Source organism: Lederbergia sp. NSJ-179 (assembly GCF_022867885.1).
Taxonomy (GTDB): domain Bacteria; phylum Bacillota; class Bacilli; order Bacillales; family Bacillaceae_C; genus Lederbergia.
Window position 1 is genome coordinate 42,268 of record NZ_JALIFP010000022.1, and the last position, 24,021, is coordinate 66,288.

The 24,021-nt window shown below is 39.6% G+C and carries 16 protein-coding genes; 1 reads left to right on the plus strand and 15 read right to left on the minus strand.

Going from position 1 to position 24,021, the window contains the following annotated elements:
• Positions 1 to 275: 275 nt before the first annotated feature.
• The 7 genes from MUB24_RS15405 to MUB24_RS15435 all read right to left on the minus strand — a co-directional run bounded on the left by MUB24_RS15405 (position 276) and on the right by MUB24_RS15435 (position 11,482).
• Complete coding sequence (locus tag MUB24_RS15405; protein ID WP_244705590.1) at positions 276 to 2,441, minus strand: FIMAH domain-containing protein; 2,166 nt, start codon at positions 2,439 to 2,441, stop codon at positions 276 to 278.
• A gap of 719 nt (positions 2,442 to 3,160) precedes the next feature.
• The gene (locus MUB24_RS15410; protein WP_244705592.1) at positions 3,161 to 4,312 is read right to left on the minus strand and encodes a mannitol-1-phosphate 5-dehydrogenase; all 1,152 of its coding nucleotides are present in this window, start codon (positions 4,310 to 4,312) and stop codon (positions 3,161 to 3,163) included.
• 1 nt (position 4,313) lies between these two features.
• The gene (locus MUB24_RS15415; protein ID WP_244705594.1) at positions 4,314 to 4,748 is read right to left on the minus strand and encodes a PTS mannitol transporter subunit IIA; all 435 of its coding nucleotides are present in this window, start codon (positions 4,746 to 4,748) and stop codon (positions 4,314 to 4,316) included.
• A gap of 15 nt (positions 4,749 to 4,763) precedes the next feature.
• The gene (locus MUB24_RS15420) at positions 4,764 to 6,854 is read right to left on the minus strand and encodes a BglG family transcription antiterminator (protein WP_244705596.1); all 2,091 of its coding nucleotides are present in this window, start codon (positions 6,852 to 6,854) and stop codon (positions 4,764 to 4,766) included.
• Positions 6,855 to 6,873: 19 nt separating this feature from the next.
• Complete coding sequence (locus MUB24_RS15425) at positions 6,874 to 8,316, minus strand: PTS mannitol transporter subunit IIBC (RefSeq protein ID WP_244705598.1); 1,443 nt, start codon at positions 8,314 to 8,316, stop codon at positions 6,874 to 6,876.
• A 492-nt stretch (positions 8,317 to 8,808) separates the two neighbouring features.
• A complete protein-coding gene (locus MUB24_RS15430) occupies positions 8,809 to 9,963 on the minus strand; it encodes a DUF2264 domain-containing protein (protein WP_244705600.1) in 1,155 nt (384 codons plus the stop codon).
• Between the two features lie 484 nt (positions 9,964 to 10,447).
• Positions 10,448 to 11,482 carry a LacI family DNA-binding transcriptional regulator gene (locus MUB24_RS15435; protein ID WP_244705602.1) on the minus strand — a complete coding sequence of 345 codons (1,035 nt, stop codon included), beginning with the start codon at positions 11,480 to 11,482 and terminating at the stop codon, positions 10,448 to 10,450.
• 165 nt (positions 11,483 to 11,647) lie between these two features.
• On the opposite strand from MUB24_RS15435, the gene MUB24_RS15440 reads away from it, so the two are divergent.
• The gene (locus MUB24_RS15440) at positions 11,648 to 13,357 is read left to right on the plus strand and encodes a heparinase II/III family protein (protein ID WP_244705604.1); all 1,710 of its coding nucleotides are present in this window, start codon (positions 11,648 to 11,650) and stop codon (positions 13,355 to 13,357) included.
• A gap of 76 nt (positions 13,358 to 13,433) precedes the next feature.
• Here the strand turns inward: MUB24_RS15440 and MUB24_RS15445 are convergent, their stop codons facing one another.
• The 8 genes from MUB24_RS15445 to araB all read right to left on the minus strand — a co-directional run bounded on the left by MUB24_RS15445 (position 13,434) and on the right by araB (position 23,711).
• Positions 13,434 to 14,723, minus strand: a complete 1,290-nt coding sequence (locus tag MUB24_RS15445) for an ABC transporter substrate-binding protein (RefSeq protein WP_244705606.1) — start codon at positions 14,721 to 14,723, stop codon at positions 13,434 to 13,436.
• A 416-nt stretch (positions 14,724 to 15,139) separates the two neighbouring features.
• Positions 15,140 to 16,309: a sn-glycerol-1-phosphate dehydrogenase gene (locus tag MUB24_RS15450; RefSeq protein ID WP_313898457.1), complete on the minus strand. Its 1,170-nt coding sequence runs from the start codon at positions 16,307 to 16,309 to the stop codon at positions 15,140 to 15,142.
• 84 nt (positions 16,310 to 16,393) lie between these two features.
• Positions 16,394 to 17,905, minus strand: a complete 1,512-nt coding sequence (arfA, locus tag MUB24_RS15455; protein ID WP_244705610.1) for an arabinosylfuranosidase ArfA — start codon at positions 17,903 to 17,905, stop codon at positions 16,394 to 16,396.
• Positions 17,906 to 17,989: 84 nt separating this feature from the next.
• Positions 17,990 to 18,256: a hypothetical protein gene (locus MUB24_RS15460; RefSeq protein ID WP_244705612.1), complete on the minus strand. Its 267-nt coding sequence runs from the start codon at positions 18,254 to 18,256 to the stop codon at positions 17,990 to 17,992.
• A 6-nt stretch (positions 18,257 to 18,262) separates the two neighbouring features.
• Complete coding sequence (locus tag MUB24_RS15465) at positions 18,263 to 19,747, minus strand: alpha-N-arabinofuranosidase (RefSeq protein ID WP_244705614.1); 1,485 nt, start codon at positions 19,745 to 19,747, stop codon at positions 18,263 to 18,265.
• Between the two features lie 20 nt (positions 19,748 to 19,767).
• Entirely contained in the window at positions 19,768 to 21,255 is a 1,488-nt protein-coding gene (gene araA / locus MUB24_RS15470; protein WP_244705616.1) for an L-arabinose isomerase, read from the minus strand.
• A 68-nt stretch (positions 21,256 to 21,323) separates the two neighbouring features.
• Positions 21,324 to 22,019: an L-ribulose-5-phosphate 4-epimerase gene (gene araD, locus MUB24_RS15475; RefSeq protein ID WP_244705618.1), complete on the minus strand. Its 696-nt coding sequence runs from the start codon at positions 22,017 to 22,019 to the stop codon at positions 21,324 to 21,326.
• 18 nt (positions 22,020 to 22,037) lie between these two features.
• Entirely contained in the window at positions 22,038 to 23,711 is a 1,674-nt protein-coding gene (araB, locus tag MUB24_RS15480) for a ribulokinase (protein WP_244705620.1), read from the minus strand.
• Positions 23,712 to 24,021: the final 310 nt, after the last annotated feature.

Below are 24,021 nucleotides of genomic sequence, written 5' to 3' on the forward strand. Positions count from 1 at the left end.
GAACAACGAACTATCTTAGCGGAGGAAATATACGTAGACTCCTGCGGAATGAAAGGCGTCGGTGAGACTCCGCAGTGCGAATGAGGATCGAAGGCTAAGTACGCGCCGTCCTGGCGCAACGCCTTTGTGACCTACATCCTGTAGGCCTGAGGAGGCTCACCAGCCGCCCGCGGAAAGCGAAGTATATTTCCGGAGCGGATTATATGCACCAACCATAGTTTCTAGTTAGTTCGGATTCAACTTTGATAGAAACACTTTTGTCCCAATCCCAAGATTTATTGCCAATCAGCCATTACGGTCTCTGCATCACGCTTTAATACGTTAAAAATATCATCAGAAACTTGCCCATTGTCTTTCTGATGTTCCATTAATTTTATAAAACGACTCATATGTTTGACGATCTTTTCTCCTTTTTCTTGACGTTCATAATGTTGAACCGCGGTAAGATGTACATGTAAAGAATGAAAAACAGATTCTGGCAGTTCTGATTGATGATCCGTCAATGTTTCCAACATCGATGAAACATTCACGTCTTTTTTTTGCTCATCGCCAACAATCATGATCCAACTAATTTGTGGATCTGGTGAATTTGTTTTGCGAATCGTCACATCCAATAGATTGTTAGAGATTTCCACATTTCCACCAATGACATCATAGGCGTCTGTAAACACATAATCCTTCGTATGGACTTCTCCATTGAATAAAATATCCGCTTTTCGACTTCCTTTTGTTGAATTATACCAAGGATCATACAAGCCAAGGTAAACGGTATAGTCTCCATTATCAAGATTGAATGTATACGTAAGATCTGTGCCAGAATTAGGAGTGAGATATCGTAAAGCAGAGAATAGATCTCCCCCTTCACTTCCCGCCGGACTTGTACGATCTCCAACATAACCCCATGTTTGGTCATTTTCCGGATCATATTGTTGATCAATGATATCTTTATTCAAAAGTGTTTCTTGCATATAGGAAGTCCAAAGCTTGTAATCGTTTGTTTCAGCGCCGCCAGCATGAACAAAATATTTCACATCATTCGGAATCACAAGAATCTCGATTCTGACCACCTTATCTGCCAATTCAGGAAGTGTTCCTTCAATTGTCACCATTCCAGGCTTGGAAAAGTCTTCGGTATCCATTTCCCATATAATCGATGTATCCATTTGTTTTCCTTCAGAATCTGTTACATTTATTGTATCCGGTAAGTTCGGTGTTTCACCTAAAGTTACTTTTTTGGGAAGCTCTGTGTTAATGGTGACTCTACCCATTTTATCAAGGATTGACAAATCCCATTCATCATACCATTGCAAAATGATCTCATCCTCTTGCCCAAACTCAATAGGGAGCCATACATAGGTTGAGTTTTTTAAATCACTGGCTTTCCAACGATCACCCATAAAGATGAATTTCCCTTTTTCCGGATCGACGGGAATTACATGGGTACTCTGCGAATCAAAAGTTGTCGAAGCCTTTTCTCCAATCGCTGGATTTCTCATTGGCTGCCAATCTCCAAAAATATCATCAGCTACTGTGTATCGAGCTGGATTCGGATCCCAGCCAGTCGCACCCGATGTAATCATATAATACTTCCCTTGATACTTAAAAAGAGCCGGTGCTTCCCTTTGCGCACCTGGAAATACTCTAATATAATCTTCCCCGTACACTGCTTTATAAGTCGAATCCCGGTCTTCCTTGCCATCTCTATGCCAGCCGACCACATCTGTATAACTATCATTTAATTTTGAAATATACATCGTCATATTTTCTTCACTTGAATAAATTAAATAGGCTGTTCCGTCGTCATCTTTAAATAATGTCATATCCCGTGCCATTCCTGGCTGGTCTGGCATTCCATTATAATCGGCATCTTCAGGGGCCCTATCCATTCGATTACTTTCTTGATAAACAAAAGGACCAGTGGGCGAATCACTTAATGCATAGCCAGCATGAGCCTTCGCGTACATGGCTTCAGAAGTTTCTGATGGACCATCGATATGCATCCACATCACATATTTCCTCGTTTTTTCGTTGTAAATTACTTTCGGTCTTTCTATGACCCGATCTGTACCGATATCATTTAAAATATCTGCTTTATCCTCTCTTCCCTTATAAAGCTGTGAAATTAAGGGATCATCTGTAAATTGTTCCATTGATTCAATCGCTGTTAAGGCTAAACCTTCGTCTTTCCAATTATAAAGATCCTTGGAAGAATAAACCCGTACCCCTCTTGCTGGCAGATAGCCATTGGTCTTATCTTCCCCATACCAATAATAGGTTTTTATTTGCTCATCATACATAATCCCGCCGCCATGTGCCTGGATCGCTTTTCCGTCTGTATCCATCCATATTTGTCCCGGTTTGAAGGAGTCATTTTCCTTATACAGCTCTAGTCCATCTACCGTTTCCGGTGTTGGATCACCTGCATGGACAAAATTAAGCATATCCTCCCCTTCTTTCAAATCACTATCAGCTGCCTTCGTTATTATAGGAGAATTCATTAGCAAACAGGAAAACAACATCATTATTGGGAAAAATAAACAAAGCCTTTTCTTCGTAGGCAACTTCCACCCACCTCCAAGTATTAATAATCGAACTAGCTTTTATTTGACTTGCAACTAGGTTAAAATTGATCAGTGAATTTCCTCTCCTCCTTTCATTTTGCAACCGGTTTCAAAACGTGTGAAAGTTTTAGCCTTTTTAATCACTTAATTTGAAACCGGTGTCAAAAAACTATAATAAAAGCCAATAGCTAGTTCGTTACATACTAGCTTACGTCCTTTTGGTAATTTTTGTCAATACAAATTTATTTAACTTTCTTTGGAATATAGATAAAATATACAATTTGAAGCTTTGGGAAGGTTCGTTACCGCCATCCCATGTGAATGGGTTACTAATATTGAGGAGATATTATCATATTTTATCACCACTTACTGGAAATCTAGTAAATGAAATTTTCATAAAGGGGGCTGTCAATACAGTCGGCGTTATTCATTTACAATTCAAGAATTGGAGTACATATGTATAGGGAGGGATCATATACATTTTGATGGTCAATGAATGAGGCGATTCCAAAAAGGAGGTTAAAGCTAGTTTTCTCCTATAAAGCAGCCTTATTAGGTGAATGAAACCTAATAAGGCCTTCTCGCGTATTTAGGAATAATTAATCGCTTATTTGTTTTAAAGCCTCTAATATAGCTGGGATTAATTTATCATTCGTTTCTAGCTTGGATACATTTTGTATTGTTTTTTCATATCCATCATCAGCTATCATTTTTTGCAGCTGTACTGCTTCCTCATCAAGCGGATTATCGTATTTTAATACCGCAGCAATCACTTGGCTAAGATATTTTGGTTGTTTGCCAGTTACTTCCATATACAGCTTTGCTGGACGAATGAGGCGATCGTGAAAGCCAAGCTTACGAATCGGCCCCCGCCCGACTCTTGTAACCTCATCGGAAATATATGGGTTTTTAAATCGCGTAATAATCTTTTCAATATATGCCTGATGCTTGTTTCTGTCAAAGTGATAGGTTTGGATTAATGCTTCCCCTGATTCTTGCAGCGCACCATGAATGATCGCTTGTACTTTTTCATCCTTCATTGCCTCACTTATTGTCTCATATCCCATGTAGCGGCCGATATAAGCTGGCACCGTATGACCTGTGTTCACCGTAAACAGCTTTCGTTCAATATAAGGTGCTAGTTCATTGACATAGGTGATACCAGGAATATGGGGTACTTCTCCCTTCATTGCGGATTGTTCAACCACCCATTCAAAATAGGGTTCAACCGAAACCGTAAGCATCTCTTCATTTGCTTGGTTTGGCACAATCCGGTCTACAGCTGCATTAGGGAAAGCAAAATAACTAGAAAATGCCGCTTGTTCATCAGCCGATAGGTGTCTATAAACCTTCTCCTGTAATTGTGAACTACCGCCAATCATGTTTTCACATGCAATAATGTTCACTGGCTGAGGATTCATTTCTAACCGCTTGCGCAGGCCTTTTGCAATCAATTCAGAAATGACGGTCAGAATATTAGGCCCGACTGCAGTTGTAATGATGTCTGCTTTAACAATCGCATCTATGACAGCTTCTGGTTTTTTTACACTGTTAATGCCGGAAACATTTTCCACGATCATTGTTTCCTGCTGCTCATCTGCGAGCACGACTTTGTATTTCTGTTTTTGATTTAATTCCTCAATGATAGCATCATTCACATCTATAAAAGTAGTATGGTAATTTGCTAGATTTAGTAATGCACCAATAAATCCCCGACCAATATTCCCTGCGCCAAAATGGACTGCTTGCATGTTAATTCACCTCATCAAAAATGCGAATAATTTCTGCTTTGGAATCTGCGTGGACAATGGTATCAATACTTTCTTCCTCGCTGAGCACGATGGCAATTTTGGAAAGAACCTCCAAATGTTCGTCCCCTTTACCCGCGATACCGATCAATATTTTTACTAGATTCCCATTGAAATCAACCCCATTTGGTACTGTTACAACGGAGATACCCGTTTCATGTACAGACCCCTTGGCGTCTTCTGTACCATGAGGAATCGCTACATAATTACCCATATAGGTGGAGGTTACTTTTTCCCTTTCCAGCATTTTTTCAATGTAGGATGCATCAACATAGCCGTTTTTAACTAGGATACCGCCTGCAAAACGGATGGCCTCTTCTTTGCTGTTTAATGTCACGTTCAATTCAATATTGTCTTTGCCCAAAATTTCTTTTGCCATTTTACATGCACTCCTTTAATCATTTTGCATAAAACGATAAAACTGTTCAGAAAGGAAGTCTCTGATTTCCTCGATTTCACCAGATTCAAATAGCTTAATGCTACCTTTGCTTTGAATGATGGCACTACTTAAAAAGCTGATTGCCTCCAATGTTTCATGGTTTGTATCTTGTGGAGCTAGCATGATCATTAGTCGGTTCATTTCCAGCCTTTTCCCATCCATGCCTTTAATATCCAATGGATTTTCCAAATCACAAATAAGAAAGGTCGGTTTCCTTATATCGTTTGATCGCATATGATAAAGCGCCATCGATGTCTCTGGAATGCCCAAGCCTCCAACCTTTTCTCTTTTCAGCAGTTCTTTCAAGACAGCATCTGGGGCTGTGATCCTTCCATCCTTTTCTAACTGTAGACAAGCCAATTTCAAAATAGATGGAACAGATTGTCTATTTGTTATTTTGATGATCGTGAAATAATCAAGTACATTTAAAATTGCCTGTAGTGACCGTTCCATCCCTTTTAATTCACGTGAATAATTTTTTTTAGTCGTAGCGAATGTCCTATCAAGCGTTTTTTCATACGGAATGGTCACCTTATATTTACGAATGGCCTTTTTTACACGATGAACTTCTTCCTTATTAAGCATTGGTGAAACCAAAATATATTTGTTGCGATCAAAGTCTTTTAACGGGATCGTTGATAAAATCAAATCATAATGATCTGTATCTGTTTTCTCGATCTCGAGCATTGATTTATTGTCTACTTGTTTAATTTCCGGTATATATTGCTTCAGCCTTGTAGCCAATATCTTTGCCGAACCTATGCCAGTCGAGCATAAAACAAGCACTTTCAATCCGGCTTTATTTTCACCGTATAGAATAACAGCCGCAAAATGAAGCACTAAATACGCAACCTCATCATCAGGAAAATTCAAATCAGGAAAGACCTTTTTTACACCATCGGCAATTAAATGAAATAGATCATCATAATCTTGCTTGATCTCCACTGTCATGGGATTCTTAATATTCATTCCTTTTGCCAAACGAAACATTGTCGGCTTTAAATGAGCCACAAGATCATTTAACAATTGATTATTATGAGTGAGATCCAAATCGATATAGTTGCTGACAAAGCGAATCAATGATTTTGCTTTAAAAGCGACATCAATACTTGGATCCTCCAACAAATAGTCTTTTCCATTTCTAAGCTTTGCACCTAATAAGTGCATCGTGATATAACCAATTTCATCATCAGGAATATTTATGGCAAAGGATTCTTCCAGTTCTCGAATCATCCCGCTCGCAATATCAAATTCTTTTGTATCTTCCAGCTGATGCAGATAAGGCTGATCAAATGTAATTGTATCCCCTTTTTGCAAACGTTCAATTGCCAAAGCCAAGTGGACAATCAACCCAATATAAGCACTATCTGCTAAATCATGTGGCAATTGCGTTTTTGCTTGCTGTACCAGTTTTTCAATTGTCTGTAGCTTTTTGGGATTGATTAAACCGAGCAGCCGATTGGAAATCGCATTTAACGGCTGCACTGCTTTCTGTTGGATATTTTCTTTCACCAGTGCAATATAATCAAAAGGGTTGAGAAAGGTTGCAATCATATTGGTAATGGCAGAACGCTTTGCCGCCTCATCTCCAGAGATTTCAACCCCATACCCTCGCTTGCGAACGATTGCCAGCTTGTTGGATTGAAGTTCTGCGTCCATTTGATCTAAATCGTTGCTAACCGTGGCAATCGTTACATTCATTTCATTCGCTAATGCGTAAAGTTTTACCGGACCATTTGCTTCTAGTAGCGTGGATAAAATGATAGCCCTTCGTTCATCTGGTGAAAATTCTGTTGTGCTCATATTCATTAATTCCATTTTCAAGCGTTGTTTTGCCTGTAATTGTCCTATTAATTGAATACCTACGCCTGTTTTTCTCACTAATTTCAATTCAAAATCAGCAACCAATGCTTCGATATTTTTTAGATCACGATGTGCAGTTCTTTCACTGACATTCAGCATTTCAGCTATTTCTTTTACAGTCGTATTTTTCTGGGTGTCTAGCAAGTGTTCAAGTATTTTTCGTTCTCGGGCTGAAACATGCATTCACTCACCTTCAGTCAAATTATTTCAACCGATCAACAAGTTCATCATATTTAGGGCTGTTCAAGAAATTTTCCACTGAGATATGTTCTGCTGTTGGTAATTTTTGCTTCGCACGATCAGTCAAATCTTGATGTGTGATCACAATATCTGCATCACCGGGAATTTCATTAATGGCTTTGTTTGTTACAGAGACATCAATACCTGCTTGTTTAAATTTATTTCTTAATAAAGAGGCTCCCATCGCGCTTGAACCCATTCCAGCATCACAAGCAAAAATAATCTTATTGATCTCATGATTATCTCTTAAATTACCCAGTTTTTCTTCTTTTGTATCATTTGCATTTTCGCTAGCTTTGTTTAGAGCATCAGCAACTGAACTCTTTTTGCCTTTCATTTGCTCCATTTTGCCAGTTGCAGTAGATAGATCCCCTTCCTCATTATTCTTACTTCCCTTAAGAATAAGAGAAGCAATTACAAATGATACAACAGTTGCAACAATTACACCGGCAATCACACCTAGATAACTTCCTTTAGGCGTCATCGCAAGTACTGCAATAATACTTCCTGGAGATGCAGGAGCTTTTAATCCTGCGTTGAATAAGTTCAAAGTGAAGACACCACTTATGCCCCCACCGATTGCAGCAAGGATTAATGTTGGTTTCATTAATACGTAAGGGAAGTAAATTTCATGAATACCACCAATAAAATGGATAATCGCGGCTCCCGGTGCAGAGCTTTTTGACATTCCTTTTCCAAAAATCGCAAATGCCAATAAAATACCAAGTCCTGGACCCGGATTCGCCTCAACTAGAAACAGAATGGATTTTCCTATTGATGTCGATTGCTCAACGCCCAGCGGACTCAAAATACCATGGTTGATCGCATTATTTAAGAATAGTATTTTTGCTGGTTCAATAATAATGTTTGCTAAAGGCAGTAATCCGGCATTAATGATTGCTTCTACCCCAGAAGCCAATAGGTGATTTAAGCCACCGACAACGGGACCAATGCGCCATGCAGCGAGACAAGCCAAGATTGCTCCAAGAATTCCAGCTGAGAAATTATTATAGAGCATTTCAAATCCGGAACGAATTTTATCTTGAAACAATTGGTCGATTTTCTTCATCAAATAACCTGCAAGGGGACCCAAAATCATCGCGCCAAGAAACATTGTAATATCTGCCCCAACAATGACCCCCATTGTTGCCGTAGCCCCTACAACTCCTCCACGAAACCCGTGAACAAGTCGACCCCCGGTAAATCCAATCAATAATGGCAGTAAATAAGTAATCATTGGATCGACGAGTGTAGCCAAGTTTGCATTTGGCCACCATCCATCTTCAATAAATAAAGCGGTAATAATCCCCCAAGCAATAAATGCACCGATGTTAGGCAAAATCATGCTACTTAAGAAGCTGCCAAAAGATTGTACTCTTACACGTATACCTTTATTCTGGGCCATCTTTTTTCTCCCCTTTATAAAAAGATATTTGTTTCCTAATTAAATTTTATGCTGCAAATAACACGACCACAATCAAATCAAAATACCAATTTGGCGAAACAGATGTTGACAAAATTAAATAAAACATACCTAGAATATTAAAAAAGAAAAAAGACGAGCGGTAATCAATTTAGTTTCATTTGCATAAGAAATAGGCATCAAACCTTTTGATGCCCATTTCTATTTTATATTCCTTCTAGTTTTTCATCATTTATATATTTAAAATTGATATAAATGAGAAGTGTCGACTTTTTCATCTGTATTACTGCATGCAAACAATATCATACTACAAACATTTATCATGACTTGATATATAGCTAAACATTGGATAGGCTGGATCTATTAATCATTTCTCGTTAAAACGATCGTCTGTTTCTTCTATTTCATAAATCTTTGCTCGGGATTCAGAGGTATTGAAGGGATGATGGAGAATGAGCTTCCAGTTTTCAATACCTAATCGTCAATGGCATGATCAATCGTAAATTCCGCACCTTCCCACGCTTTCTTGGCTGTCCATGCCTCCCATGGATCTGACCAAAATGGATCTGTCTGTGCGAGTCCTAATGGAAGAAAAACAGCCGAACATAAGTAAAGACTCCCTGTTGAAATATAGTGCTCCCCTATATCTGGTTGATGACCGCTAAAACCTATTGATAACCATCCCCCTTCTAAGAAGGTACCCGATGACTCGATTGTTTTCTGGATCACAGCCGTTAACCCCGAACGAACTTGTGCTGGTGTTACCCCATCTGGCAAATCCCCTCGAAGAGCATGTTGCGCAAGCGTTTGAAAAGCACCAAATCGATAAGCAAGTGAGCGGCCAATGGGAGGAAAGGTTCCTTCAGGTGAAATGAGACGCTCTTGAACCGCTGCAAATCTCTGCGATCTTTTAATAATAATTTCTTTTCTATGACTCCAATCCGGATACTCTTGGCTTACTGTTTCCATCAGATCGACCAACATCGGATGAATCACAAAACTATTATAATAATCGAAGTGAAAATCTGGGCCATCACTATACACGCCATCGCCTAAATACCATTGATCGAATTGCTTAATGGCAAAATCAATCCGCATTGGATCCCAATCTTTTTCTCCAACTTTGTATAGTACAGCCTCAATTATTGCTGAAAACAAGAGCCAATTTGAGAACACAGGTTTACTTGTCCTTGTTGATTTAAAGGCAGAAATGACATTATGCTTAACCCTTTCCTCAAGTTGATCCCATAGTTCATTGGGCGACCTTAATATGGCATGGGCAAGAAAAGCCGTATCAACGATCGGTTGTCCACCATCTTTAAAATTCATAAAATCTGGGGAATCTGGTGCAGTACCTGCGTCGATTGCTTCTCTAGCCAAAGAGCAAAAGCGGACCCGCAGCTTTTCTTCCTCTTCATCCTCACATGGTTTCTCCAACCAAGGGGCCATACCCACTAGCAATCTTGCCATTGCTTCCAAATGAGCATAAGGTGTTCGATTAGAACCATCTTTGGATTCCACCGGCATCAACTCTTTTAAACGCCTTTGTTCCAAAGCTTCTAAAACAGGGGTTGCAATCGTAATCATTGTATTTAGCCAAAATTTTCGATTATCATTCTTTGTATTCATACGAATCACCAATCCTAATGAATTAATACTTACCATTTATTCTATGATGCTAGTATTTAACAAAACCATGAAATGAGTTTCAAATTTGCAAAAATGTTCCTGCTTAATCTGTATATGTTTACCTTGTATCGTGAATAAAAATAGAAGGAAGCGGGCATTATTTTTTTCTATTTCATTCTTTCTAGCGAAAACGCTTCATTACCCCTTATCATATTATCGCCAGCGAGGAAAGTAAATATAAAATGGTGAAATATTCCCATATGGTAAATACGTCTCTTTCCAATCGTTTTACTCCTTCATCTCACTATATGAATCCTAATTTCTTTAATGCCAATTCTACCTGCTTTTACCTTGCTCTATTGTTTCGACCATTTATTCCGTTGTTTCGACCATTTAGGCAAGAGTTTCGACCATTTATCCCGTTGTTTCGACCATTTACTCAAGAGTTTCGACCAATTAGGCAAGAGTTCGGACCAATTCTATTTTATTCAGCAAGAGCCTTACAAGAATCTCTTAAAACAAGTGCTGTTGAAACAACGGTTTCCTTTTTAGGATTCTTCTCTTTCATTAAATCTACTAATATGTCCACTGCTGTTCTGCCTAATTGTTCATAGTTTTGACTGATGGTTGTGATGCCCGGTGGAAAATGCTTTGCCAAATAAATATCATCAAACCCTACTACAGAAATATCATCTGGAACTTTTAACCCAAATTTAGTAAGAACTTTTATGACTCCAATGGCGACAAAGTCATTGACACATAAAACCGCCGTAGGCCTCTCTTTTAAATTGAGCAACCGTGAAGCGACTTCTTCTCCTGATTCAATAGAAAATCCAGAACCTAAAATCCAATGATTGTTGACCTCTAATCCTTTTCGATTTATCGCTTTTATAAAAGCATTTCTTTTTACATCTGTTGAAGTAATCCCTTCTTTTCCACCAAGAAATCCAATTTTCTTATGATTGAGATTGACCAAAAGCTCCACAAGGTGATCAACCCCAGCTTCCTCGTCTGTCTTGACAATGTGAGCATCTACTCCAGCCAATTGCCCATTTACAAACACAACAGGGATTCTCTCCATGACCTTTTTCATTTCATCTGCATACTGTTCACCCGTGTTACTGTCATTAATTCTACCGCCCAGATAAATAATGCCATCTACTTGCTTTTCTACCAAACTTTGTAAATATTTGGATTCATTCTTGGAATTATTCAGCGTATTGCATAAGAATGATGTATAGCCTAATTCCAGAGCATGTGCCTCACTATTTAAGACAAATGTTGAAAAAAAAGGATGGTTGATGTCAGGTAAGATGAATCCAATCGTTTTAGATTGTTTATGTAATAAACTTCTCGCTAAACTGTTCGGTCTAAAATTATGTTTTTCAATCACAGAAACTATTTTTTGCATGGTTTGCGGACGCACTTTCGCATTTCCAGTTAAAACTCGGGAAACCGTTGCTGGAGAAACGTTCGCCTCCCTAGCAATGTCATAGATTGTTATATTTTCCTTTTTCATCGCTTTCCTCCATTCCTTGCTTGTGAATTTTCATGAAACCCTTTTCGTTCTTTTGCGTTATAATAACTGTGCACCATGATTACTATTATACATACTTTCTTCGTCCTAAACAGAAAATCCTAAAAACATGAACTTTTATCCTGAAAAATTAAAGGAGGACTAAACATGTTCCAGCATCCACCTACCAAAAAACTAACAAATGATATATTGGAAGAGGCGGCCAATTATAGTTTGAAAAATCGAGTTGAACCGATTGGCTTGAAAGGCTACCAAACCTATCTTAAAACGGGTGATCGCTTACCTTTTGAACATCAATATTTTGCGCGAAGAAAACAATTAAATGTGTTAGCTTTAGATGTTTTGATCCGAAATAATGATGAGAGTATTCCACTTTTGGAAGAAGTGATGTTCCAAATCTGTAATGAATACTCTTGGGCCTTACCAGCACATATTCCGCTCATGGACCATAGCTTCAGTAAAGAAAGCAAAACGATTATTGACTTATTTGCAGCAGAAACAGCCCAAGCACTTGCAGAGATTGTTGAATTGATTGGTGCTCAACTCTCAGATTTTATTAAACAACGTATTTATGAAGAAATAGATATTCGCATTTTCATACCATTCGAGGAAAAAGATTGGCATTGGGAACGTTTAAGAAATAACTGGAGTTCGGTCATCGCCGGAAGCATTGGGTTGGCCGCTTTATCCATTTTGCCCCTGCACTCAGAAAGACAAAAACAGATTTTGAACCGTCTCCAAATATCGTTCGATCATTATCTTGAGGGATTTAAGGAGGACGGTGTATGTGTAGAGGGAGTCGATTATTGGGCTTATGGCTTTGGTTATTACTGCTATTTTGCCGAAAAATATACCAGACTCTATCACGATGATCGATATATTCGTGATCAAAAGATTAAGAGCATTGCTGAATTTCCATTTTATTCTATGATTGGTGAGAATCGCTATGTTCCCTATTCTGATACTAGTAACCATTCAGAACTGCCAAGTGGCTTGCTTTGTTACTGCCAAAAGACGTTTGATGTAGCCATTCCACCAGTAGCAGAAGCGACCTCACTTGACTCCGATCATTGTTATCGTTGGGCGCCGATGTACCGTAATTTAATGTGGACGACGGATGCTAGCGTGACAGAGGCTGTGAAAGCAAGTAGACATTATTTTCCTGATTTTGAATGGTTGGTGATACGAGATTTAGAAAGTCGTTTCATTTTTTCGGCCAAAGGTGGAGCGAATAATGAAAGCCATAATCACAATGACATTGGTCACTTTATCATTGGGGATGGCCTAGATCTATTATTAACAGACCTAGGAGCAGGAGAGTATACGAGAGATTATTTTGGCAACAAACGCTATACATTTTTACCCAATCGGGCTCTTGGTCATTCTTTACCATTGATTCAGGGAAAGGAGCAAAAAGAAGGTGAATTTCAAGCACAAAATGTTCACTTTAAGGTAATGGATGAACTTACTAGTGAATTTTCACTCGAGTTGGCGAAAACATACCCAGAAGTGAAGGGATTAAAATCTTTTCATCGTAAATGGATTGTGAATGAGCAGGAAAAATGCGTACTGCTGGACGATGTTCTACAATTTAATTCTGCTGAACAGGCAAGCGTAACTGAAAATTTCGTCAGTCTTTTTGAACCAATGATAGTGGAAAACCGAATTGTTTGGCGAGGGAACGAGAGTGAATTAATCTTAGATTTTGACCAAAATAGCGACACACCAATAATCCGAGAAGACGCATTTTTTAATCATGATGGCGTAGAAACGAAGGTTTATTTGACCCAACTAGAGAACAAAAAAAAGAGGTGTCAATATATCCTGCGTTATGCATTCAAACTTCATGAATTATGATGGACATTAACTTACCGATGATAAAAAGGGATCAGCGTTTTTGATCCCTTTTTCTATTAATCCTTTAAATTGCAAACTATTTCTGGGCCTTTTCTTCTTCAATTCGGGTTAATTCTTCTTCGTATTTTTCCCTCATAAGGGTATTTAAATCCATCTGATCATCCTTAATATATTCATATAGAGCATCATAAACCTTGTCATCATTTTGATATTTGGATTTTTCCTCAAGCGGTTCTGCTACTGGAAGGGAGAAAAGTGCTTCCATATTCCGGTCCTCCCAAAGATCCAGATCTAATTCTAAAGCTTTTTCTACTGCTGTACCATCATCATAAAGATGGGCGTACGGTACGGAGAGGGGGCCACCTATAAAGGTGTTATTCATTAGCTGCTCATCTGAATACCAAAAGTCAAAAACCTTCATGACTTCTTCCTTATACTCACTAGTAGAGCTAATCCCCATTGCCCAGCCGCCGGCAGGAACACCATTTTCTGGTTCTGGATAGGTTGCAATATCCCAGTTAACATTTGCCTCCTCACCTGGATGCATGAACCAATGTGGAGCCATTGCTAATTTTCCTTGTGCAAATAATTCCGGCCAACCACCTTCTTCCCAATGTTCAGGAATAAACGGGTTTCCTGGTATGGAGTAAGCTTCCTTATACAATTCAAAGTAATTTCTAACCGTTTCATTATTTGGCCATAATGGTTCATCCGTTTCTGGATCAACTAGATTCCCTGCTGTCCAAGAAATAGGAGCCCCGGACTTCGGCATATATAATCCTTGATACTCGTTGCCATTTCTTTCTCCGGTTACTTGTTCTGCCAGGGAAATCACTTCCTCCCAAGTCATTCCATCTTTAGGATACTCAACACCAAATTGGTCAAAGATATCTTTATTATACATGAGCGCAAAACGGTCGGTACTCATAGGGAGAACCCACATTTCCCCTCCCGAAACCGCTTGCCATTCCTTCAAATGATTGGGGTTAAAACGGGAAATATCAAAGCCAGTTTGATCGATTAATTCAGTCATATCATACGTCATTTCGAGCTCACCTGCATATTCAAGCCAACCTTGATCCCAAAACCACAAAATATCCGGAGTATTCCCTGCCGCAATCAATTCTTGTAAATCCCCTTCAACAAGTTCAAAGGTAATATAAGGAAATTCCTCTTCCGCTGGCTTGATAAATGCGTTGATAAAATTCTCATCTTCCCCAAATTGTATCTTTAATGTGATTGGCTCTGGTTCACCGCTAGCCGGTGAATCAGTCTTTGTTTCAGATGTACATCCAGTAAAAATAACCGTACTACTAAGCAATAGGAAAATAAACAGTGAAGTGCGAACGCTGAATACTAATTTCATTACGAACAAACCCCCATTTATAAATTTACAAACCTTTGCCTAAATCCAGCGACTTCGTATTCTTACACCTCCTCCCATAATGTGAAATCGGTTTCAAAAAATGAATAGCAAATACCTTTTCCGAGTTTTTCTCCCCTTGCAAAGCTAGAACAGCTGACAAAAAAGAAAGCAACCAGGTTAGCCAATTCATAATGAAATCAGTTTCATAATGTTGTAAGGGTTTCCATTTATATGATTATCTTACTTATTTATATTACATATGTCAATCATTTTTTTAAAATTTGCTAATCTTCCAAAAGAAAAAAGAAATGGATGTTCGTTAAGTTAACAGGTTAACTTAACGAACGTAAATGCCGCCTTTTCTACTGGGCTCCGTTTTTTAATTCCAAGATTAGTTCAACTAGGAAAAACTAACATTAGCCCTGAGTATTAAAGCTTTTTAATATCGTAAAACGATCTCTTAACTGGTAGGCTTCCCTTAAACTTCTGGCCACAAGTTCTGGCTCAATTCCCAGTTGTTCTGGGGTTGTTGGCCCACCCAATTGTTCCAATATCCGTATTAAGTTTGCCGGATTTGGAACGGATTGAATAATTTCTATTATTTCTGCCTGATTCTGTAAATCTTTCGGATGCAGTTTTCCTTCCTTAAACCATTTTGGGTAAAGGGATAAGAGTAAAATTGTACTGACGCCCACTTTCGCTCCGTGTAAAACTTGTCGTCTTTTTTGCTGTAAGAATTCCATCTCCCAGTAATGAGATAAATGGTGTTCACCGCCAGAGGCTGGGTGAGACTGTCCGAACATTAACATCGCTAATCCGGATTGAATAAGAGCGTTCATTAAAATCCTTAGCCCATCTTCCTCTCCTCTAGCAATCTGTTCCACTTGCGCCATGCAATCCTCTAGGGCTGTTCTAGTGATCTCCGCTGCAAGTGGACAATACGGTTCTTCATGAGTTAGATGACCGAATTTCCAATCAGCTAAAGACGTAAATTTAGCCATCATATCGCCAACACCTGCGGCTGTCATTACTTTGGGCGCTGAAGCTAAAACACCAATATCAGCAAAAAGAGCGATCGGAGAAGCGGTTGGGAATGTTTTCTTTACCCCTTTAATAATGAGGGGAGCGCCAAGTGAAGTAAAGCCATCGACAGAAGCTGCTGTTGGGATCGAAATAAATGGTTTCCCTGTCTTCGCACCGCAAAATCTTGTAATATCATGGATCGTGCCTGATCCAACTGCTAGCAGACATTCAATTTCATCACTAATCTCTAATAAAGCTTGGACTAATGCCTGTTCATCTGCGACAACATCCCCAATTTCATTCGGTTCAATGAGACAAACCTCATAATGAACTCTTAATTTCTCCAAACGAGTAACCACATTTTTTCCCGCCGCAGCGTACGTATTTTTATCCGCAATAACCAAGACCTTTTTATAACTCTTCTGCGACAGAAAATGGGACAACTGATCATATGCGTCCGATCCAACGATAATTTCCTCAATCGGAATATGATGATGTTGATGTGGGCAAGAGCAATTTTCATCGGCATTTTTTACGAGTTCTATCACTTTTTCTGTATCCATTGATGTCATCCCTTTTACATATAAATTAGTTATTCTATTTCATGGACATCATGAGAAATAAGGAGAGGCTTCCCCCCTCCCCTACTAATTTTGTTTTTTCAAACGAATGACGTTCCAAGATAACTTTGGTAATGAAGCAGTAATTAGACCATTTTCCAAACTAGCATTTCCATTTGTATGCGGAACAACCGCTTGTTTTGTCGCAGAATTTGTTTGTTTTAAATCATCATTTTCAAGTACAATATGCTCCACAATCTTATATTCTGCAAAATTACGAATATCACAATCAAGCTGTAAACGATCTTCGAGATCACGATTCACCGCAAAGATCGTTAGTTCCTCTTGTTCCTCATTATAGACAGCGGTTGTATCTAATACAGGGACATCTGTAAAATCTTTACTGTCATATTTTGGACTTGAGACAATCGGATTTAAGACTGTTCCTCTTCCATATTTAGAAGCATGCATATAAGGATAGAAGATTGTTTGTTTCCACGCTGTGCCGCCATTTTCCGTCATAATCGGAGCGATGACATTGACCAACTGGGCCATACAAGCAATTTTAACGCGATCTGCATGCTTTAATAGGGTAATAAGCATAGAACCAACTAATAGTGCGTCTTCAAAATTATAAATATCCTCCAATTGAGGTGGCGCAATCGACCAAGGCTCAATTTTCTGATCAGCCTCATTGGAATGATACCAAACATTCCATTCATCAAAAGAAAGATTGATTGCCTTTTTACTGCGTTTTTTCGCTTTAATATAATCAGCAATTGAAATGACGGACTGGATAAAGTCTTCCATTTCTAACGTTTTCGCTAAATAGTTGGCAACATCATTATCCCGATTTCCATAATATTGATGTAGGGAAATAAAGTCTACTTGATTATAGGAAAGATCTAGTACAGTTGCTTCCCAATCAGCAAAGGTTGGCATTGACCGGTTGGAACTTCCACAAGCAACAAGTTCAATCGATGGATCAACAAGCTTCATCACTTTTCCTGCTTCATTTGCGATACGGCCATATTCTACCGCTGTTTTCTGGCCCATTTGCCACGGCCCATCCATTTCATTCCCTAAACACCATGTTTTAATATTATGGGGATCCTGATAACCATGAGAGCGGCGCAAATCACTGTAATATGTACCAGAAGGATGGTTGCAATATTCCACAAGGTTTCTTGCTGCGTCGGGTCCTCTTGTACCAAGATTCACCGCCATATTGACCTCCGCATTGACAAGCTTGGCCCAATCCATGAATTCATTTGTGCCGATTTCATTCGTCTCAATCGTTCTCCAGGCAAGCTCCAAGCGGCGTGGACGATCTTTTTTTGGACCCACACCATCTTCCCAATTGTAACCAGAAACAAAGTTTCCACCGGGATAACGAACAAGCGGCACATCTAATTCCTTTACAAGTTCAATCACATCTTGACGAAAACCTTGTTCATTGGCTGTCGGATGGTCCGGTTCATAAATACCGCCGTAGACAGCTCGTCCCAGATGCTCAACAAATGATCCATAAATTCGCTTATCAACGTCTGAGACTTTGAAGTCTTTTTCTACAATCATCTTTGCTTTTTTGGCACTCATTGCTTCTCTTCCTCTCTTTAACTAATTACGCTCGGATAGAACTGTTTTAAAGGCGTGCCTGCACGCCTTTAAAACATAACCTCGTTATGCTCCTATCCATTTAGACCCTGTGGGGCATGGACATGTACCATCTAACATTTTGGCCTTATATCGAATAAGTGCTCCATTATGCATGCAGGTTGTCCCATATTGGAGAGATGGGCAATTTTGACATTGGTTCAATCTTGCCTCATAACGTTCCGTAGAGACCATTTGCACGCCTCTTTTTTCGGCATCCAGCAACATATCCTCCAAAATATCATCAGGCACAATCACACTTTCGGTGCAACTTTTACAAAATGTTTTCACCATCTCACCTTATTCCACTGTTAAAATCGCTACAGACATGGCAGGGAGTTTAGCGGATAATGTTTGTCCTTCACTTTTCACATCTGTCCATGCAACCGGTTTTACGTTTTCAGGTTGGTCAAAGGTATTATGGGCATCCATCTCATCTGCAGTTAAAATTTTCCCACTTACCTGACTAGCGGATAAATCTAAACCGCGCAGTTTAAGGTTAAGCTCTGCTTCATTTTTATGATCAAGATTACATAGACTGATATGAATTTTTCCATCCTTATCTTTTGATGCGGAAACACTTACTTGTGGTAAAGATTCTTTTCCAAATTGATATTGATCAAATTGGCCGTCTACTTGCAATAAGGAAGCATCATGATGAACTTTAAACATATCAAACACATGATAGGTTGGAGTGAGAAGCATTTTTTCTCCCTCAGTCAAAATCATCGCTTGCAGCACATTAACTGTTTGCGCAATATTTGTCATTTGCACACGATCGGCATGTTTATGGAAAATATTAAAATGCAGCCCAGCCACAAGTGCATCGCGGATCGAATTTTGTTGATAAAGAAATCCTGGATTTGTACCCGGCTCTGGATCAAACCATGTCCCCCACTCATCAATGATCATGCCAATTCTTTTCTCAGGATCATATTGATCCATAATCGCACTATGTCTTGTAATCAGCGTATCCATATGGAGAGCTTTTTTTAAAGTCGTGAACCATTCATCTTCAGGAAAATCTGTTGCTGCACCTTTCCCATCCCACTCTCCTGGGATTGTGTAATAATGAAGGCTTAACCCATCCATCAACCAATGGGCATTTTTCATTAATACTTCTGTCCAACGATAATCATCTACATTGGCTCCACCAGCAATTCTGTAGATCTTGTTATCACCATAATTACGGACATAGGTTTGATAACGGCGATAGAGATCCGCATAATATTCAGGGCGCATGTTTCCTCCACAGCCCCAGTTTTCATTTCCGACCCCAAAATATTTTAGCTTCCATGGTTCAGATTGCCCATTTTCTTTTCGCCAATTGGCCATCGGGGATTCCCCATCAAAGGTCATGTACTCAACCCATTCAGACATTTCTTGAACAGTTCCACTTCCAACATTCCCACAAATATAAGGTTCTGCCCCAAGCATCTCACAAAGCATCATAAACTCATGGGTACCAAAATGGTTATTTTCCACGACACCGCCCCAGTGGGTATTCACCATTTTCTTTCGATTTTCCCGTGGGCCAATCCCATCTTTCCAATGATATTCATCGGCAAAACAACCACCTGGCCAACGTAATACGGGAATATGGATATTCTTCAACGCTTCGAGCACGTCATTTCGGATTCCATTGGTGTTTGGAATTGGAGAGTCCTCTCCAACCCAGATTCCTTCATAAATGCCACGGCCCAAATGTTCCGCAAAATGACCATATATATTTTTATTGATTTTTGTTTTTTCAATATCTGTATGAATGACGACTTGGTTTTTCATGTGCTTATTCCCCTTCCACCCTATTGTCTATAAAAAAGCTCGTTCAAACGCAATTCATTTTCAAAGGCAGGTGTTTTCGTATCCTTATTAATTAAGACGGATTCAATTCCTAATAAATCGGCAAAATCCTTTAATTGTTCACTTGTGACACGATAAGAGAAGCAGGAATGGTGGGCCCCTCCAGCCATAATCCAATTTTCGGCCCCTTGCGTCATAGAAGGTTGGAGTTTCCAAAGCACTCGAGCCACAGGCAGTTTTGGCATGTCTTCTTCAATTTTCACTGCATCTACCTCATTGATCACTAGGCGGAAACGATGGCCCAGGTCAATAATGGAAGCATTTAAAGCAGCCCCTTCATGTCCATTAAATACGAGTCTTGCTGGATCTTCTTTACCACCGATACCTAGTGGATGAACCTCAATCGTTGGTTTCGCTTCAGCGATGGTTGGACAAACTTCAAGCATATGAGCACCAAGGACCATTTCATTGCCAGGCTCAAAATGATACGTATAATCTTCCATAAAAGATGTATCTTTTCCGTCCGCTATGATTTTCATCAGGCGAACAAGGGCAGCCGTTTTCCAATCTCCTTCACCACCATAACCATACCCCTGCTCCATCAAGCGTTGCGTGGCAAGGCCAGGAAGTTGACGCATGCCATGCAAGTCTTCAAATGTATTGGAGAAAGCGGTATAGCCTCCCTCTTCTAAAAAGGCCTTCAGTGCTAATTCCAATTTGGCTTGATAACGGATAGAATCTCGAACCGCACCATCTTGAAGTCCCTCTGGAACAATCGTATATTTTTCCGAATATTCATCCATCAGTTGATTAATATCTTGTTCCGTCACAGCATCGATTCTTTCAACTAGGTCACCAACTCCATACCCATCAACCGTCCAGCCAAGTTTGATTTGTGCTTCTACCTTATCCCCCTCTGTCACAGCTACTTGGCGCATATTATCACCGAAACGAGCAACCTTTAACGATTGACTTTCTGAAACAGCGACAGCCGTGCGCATCCAACTACCGATTCGCGCGCGTACTTCCGCACTTTCCCAATGTCCAACAACAACTTTTCGCTTAATATTCATCCGACTACCGATAAAACCGAATTCACGGTCACCATGGGCAGATTGATTCAAGTTCATGAAATCCATATCAATGCTGTCCCAAGGGATATCTTGATTGAATTGCGTGTGCAGATGCAATAACGGTTTTTTCAGCGCATTTAAACCGGCAATCCACATTTTGGACGGTGAAAAAGTATGCATCCAGGTGACGACCCCAGCGCAATTTTCATCGGCATTCGCTTCAAGGAACAATCTGCGAATGGAATCTGCTTCCTTCAGAACCGATTTAAATACTAATTTATAGGTGACAGCTTGATCCTCATCAAGGCCAGCAACCATTTTTCGAGAATGCTCTTCCACTTGCCTCACAACATCCTCACCATATAGATTTTGACTACCTGTTACAAACCAAAATTCATAATCCCTTGTTTTTAACATAAAAAAACCCTCTCTCGTTTGGATATTCAACATCAAATATTATTCGACAAAATTCGAGGCTCGCTCTATTATTTTTGCCCATAATAAGCACTTGGACCATGTTTGCGTAAGTAATGTTTATCTAATAAGTATTGGTCTAGCGGCTCAACATTTGGGTTCAGTTGGAATGTATGAAGCGCCATTTTGGCGACTTCTTCGAGTACAACAGCGTTATGAACGGCTTCATGAGCATCTTTTCCCCAGTTAAATGGAGCATGTCCGCCTACTAATACACCTGGCATCGCTTTTGGATCTAATTTCAAGTTTTTAAACGTTTCAATAATCACATTTCCCGTTTCAAGCTCATAGGCTTGTTCAATCTCTTGTTGGGACAATGGACGAGTGACAGGAATTTCTCCATAATAATAGTCCGCGTGTGTCGTTCCAAGGGCAGGAATCGGCCTCTTTGCTTGAGCCCAACTTGTCGCCCAGGGTGAGTGGGTATGGACAACACCACCAATTTCTTTAAAAGCTTGATAGAGTGCTAGATGGGTAGGCGTATCAGAGGAAGGGCGCAAATCCCCTTCCACGATATTCCCTTCTAAATCAAGTACGACTAGATCTTCCGCTTTCAATTCGGAATAAGCAACCCCACTCGGTTTAATGACAACCAGTCCTTTTTCACGGTCAATTCCACTTACATTTCCCCATGTAAAAGTAACAAGGCCATATTCTGGTAATTGTACATTTGCTTCTAATACTTCTTGTTTCAATGTTTCAAGCATATTTTCCTCTCCATTCACTTAGAGACTTCGCTTTTTAATACTTTTGAGTCGTTTCATCACATCATTTTCACCACGACCAAAATAGTTATATAAAGTTTCATATTCTGAATAAAGCTGTTCATAGATTTTTACACTATCACGATTGGGTTTAAATGTTTCATCCTTCACTCTTCCCATTTCCTTAGCGGCAGCAGTGATATTATCATAACCACCACGGTCCTTTCCAGCAGCTACCGCTCCAAACATTGCTGATCCTAGGGCAGGCGTTTGGGAAGAAGCGGAAATTTTGATTTCTGTATTTAAGACATCGGCATAAATTTGCATCATTAAGGCATTTTTCTCCGCAATCCCACCACATGCATAAATTTCATTCACGGGAACACCGCTATTACGAAACGCTTCCACAATGATCCGAGTCCCATAAGCTGTAGCCTCAATTAGGGCGCGATAAATTTCCTCTGGTTTTGTTAATAGAGTCGCCCCGAGTAATACTCCTGTTAAATCAACATCCACAAGTGTCGAGCGATTCCCATTCCACCAATCTAATGCAAGCAAACCACTTTCACCTGTTCGTAGTTTACTAGCTTTCTCAGTGAGTAACTGATGAATATTGATTCCTCTTTGTTTCGCTTCTTCCTCATATGCTGCCGGAACACAATTTTCGGTAAACCATTCAAAATGGTCACCAACACAGGATTGACCTGCTTCATATCCCATTAATCCTGGTAACACACCATCTTCCACAACCCCGCACATACCAGGTACAATCTTTTCTTCTTCCCCTAGTAAAATATGACAAGTGGAAGTTCCCATAATCATCAACAATTTTCCAGGTTCCGTAATCCCAACAGCGGGTATGGAAACATGCGCATCGACATTAGCGATAGCAACAGCCGTTCCTTGCTTTAATCCTGTTAAGGCGGCCGCTTCAGCCGTGACATCTCCAGCCTTTGAGCCAATAGAATAAATCTCCTTGGACAATTTCTCTTCCACAACATTTTCTAGTCTTGGGTCTAATGCTTTAAAAAATTCTTTAGAAGGATAGCCTTTCTGCTTATGCCAAATTGCTTTATATCCGGCTGTACAACTATTTCTTTTCATTTCCCCTGTTAATTGCGAAATGACCCAATCGGTAGCCTCGACAATCTGATCGGCAGCCTCATAAATTTCAGGTGCTTCATTTAAAATTTGCCAGATCTTCGGAATCATCCATTCCGAAGAAATCTTCCCGCCATATCGTGGTAGAAAGTCCTCTCCACGTTCTTCCGCAATTTCATTTAAACGATTTGCTTCATCTTGGGCAGCATGGTGTTTCCATAGTTTCACATAACTATGAGGATGATCTTCATATTCCGCTAGCATACATAAAGGAGTCCCATCCTTTTTCACCGGAAGAACCGTACAAGCCGTAAAATCAATGCCGATCCCAATGACATCTTCGGCCGAAACATTTGCTTCCGTTAACACGGCCGGAATCGTTACTTGTAGCACTTCTAAATAATCATTGGGATGTTGCAGGGCCCAATCTTCTTCAAGCTTTTTCTTTTTCCCAGGCAAAAACTCATCCATTACTCCATGGGTATATTCTTTAACAGAAGTCGCAATCTCACGACCAGAGCCAATCTCTACAAGAACTGCCCGGCCAGATTGGGTTCCATAATCTACACCAATCGAATATTTTGCCAATCTCATCACCCTTACATGAAAGTTATTTTCAGCCTATTAGCCATCATATTATGTACGGAAGGGCTTTGAAGCTTTTCAATCAAACCCCATCATACTTGTACGTATAACTTATTCCCATTTTATCATGTCTTATAAAATATTCAAGATGAAAGCGGAATATTTTTGTTAACTTTTAAAACATGTATGCATCAGATATTCAGCTCTGAGGAGTAAAAATTCTTCGTGATAATTTTAAAAAACTCTTCCCTAAAATAGGCTAGTTATAAGATAATCTAACTGTAGAATGACTACAAACAGCATATTTCGGGGAGGACTT

Bases quoted from the DNA above. Each gene is read 5' to 3' on its own strand.
- MUB24_RS15405 (WP_244705590.1), bottom strand. From the start codon at position 2,441: ATGCTTAATTTTGTCCATGCAGGTGATCCAACACCGGAAACGGTAGAT.
- MUB24_RS15410 (WP_244705592.1), bottom strand. From the start codon at position 4,312: ATGCAAGCAGTCCATTTTGGCGCAGGGAATATTGGTCGGGGATTTATT.
- MUB24_RS15415 (WP_244705594.1), bottom strand. From the start codon at position 4,748: ATGGCAAAAGAAATTTTGGGCAAAGACAATATTGAATTGAACGTGACA.
- MUB24_RS15420 (WP_244705596.1), bottom strand. From the start codon at position 6,854: ATGCATGTTTCAGCCCGAGAACGAAAAATACTTGAACACTTGCTAGAC.
- MUB24_RS15425 (WP_244705598.1), bottom strand. From the start codon at position 8,316: ATGGCCCAGAATAAAGGTATACGTGTAAGAGTACAATCTTTTGGCAGC.
- MUB24_RS15430 (WP_244705600.1), bottom strand. From the start codon at position 9,963: ATGAATACAAAGAATGATAATCGAAAATTTTGGCTAAATACAATGATT.
- MUB24_RS15435 (WP_244705602.1), bottom strand. From the start codon at position 11,482: ATGAAAAAGGAAAATATAACAATCTATGACATTGCTAGGGAGGCGAAC.
- MUB24_RS15440 (WP_244705604.1), top strand. From the start codon at position 11,648: ATGTTCCAGCATCCACCTACCAAAAAACTAACAAATGATATATTGGAA.
- MUB24_RS15445 (WP_244705606.1), bottom strand. From the start codon at position 14,723: ATGAAATTAGTATTCAGCGTTCGCACTTCACTGTTTATTTTCCTATTG.
- MUB24_RS15450 (WP_313898457.1), bottom strand. From the start codon at position 16,309: ATGGATACAGAAAAAGTGATAGAACTCGTAAAAAATGCCGATGAAAAT.
- arfA (WP_244705610.1), bottom strand. From the start codon at position 17,905: ATGAGTGCCAAAAAAGCAAAGATGATTGTAGAAAAAGACTTCAAAGTC.
- MUB24_RS15460 (WP_244705612.1), bottom strand. From the start codon at position 18,256: ATGGTGAAAACATTTTGTAAAAGTTGCACCGAAAGTGTGATTGTGCCT.
- MUB24_RS15465 (WP_244705614.1), bottom strand. From the start codon at position 19,747: ATGAAAAACCAAGTCGTCATTCATACAGATATTGAAAAAACAAAAATC.
- araA (WP_244705616.1), bottom strand. From the start codon at position 21,255: ATGTTAAAAACAAGGGATTATGAATTTTGGTTTGTAACAGGTAGTCAA.
- araD (WP_244705618.1), bottom strand. From the start codon at position 22,019: ATGCTTGAAACATTGAAACAAGAAGTATTAGAAGCAAATGTACAATTA.
- araB (WP_244705620.1), bottom strand. From the start codon at position 23,711: ATGAGATTGGCAAAATATTCGATTGGTGTAGATTATGGAACCCAATCT.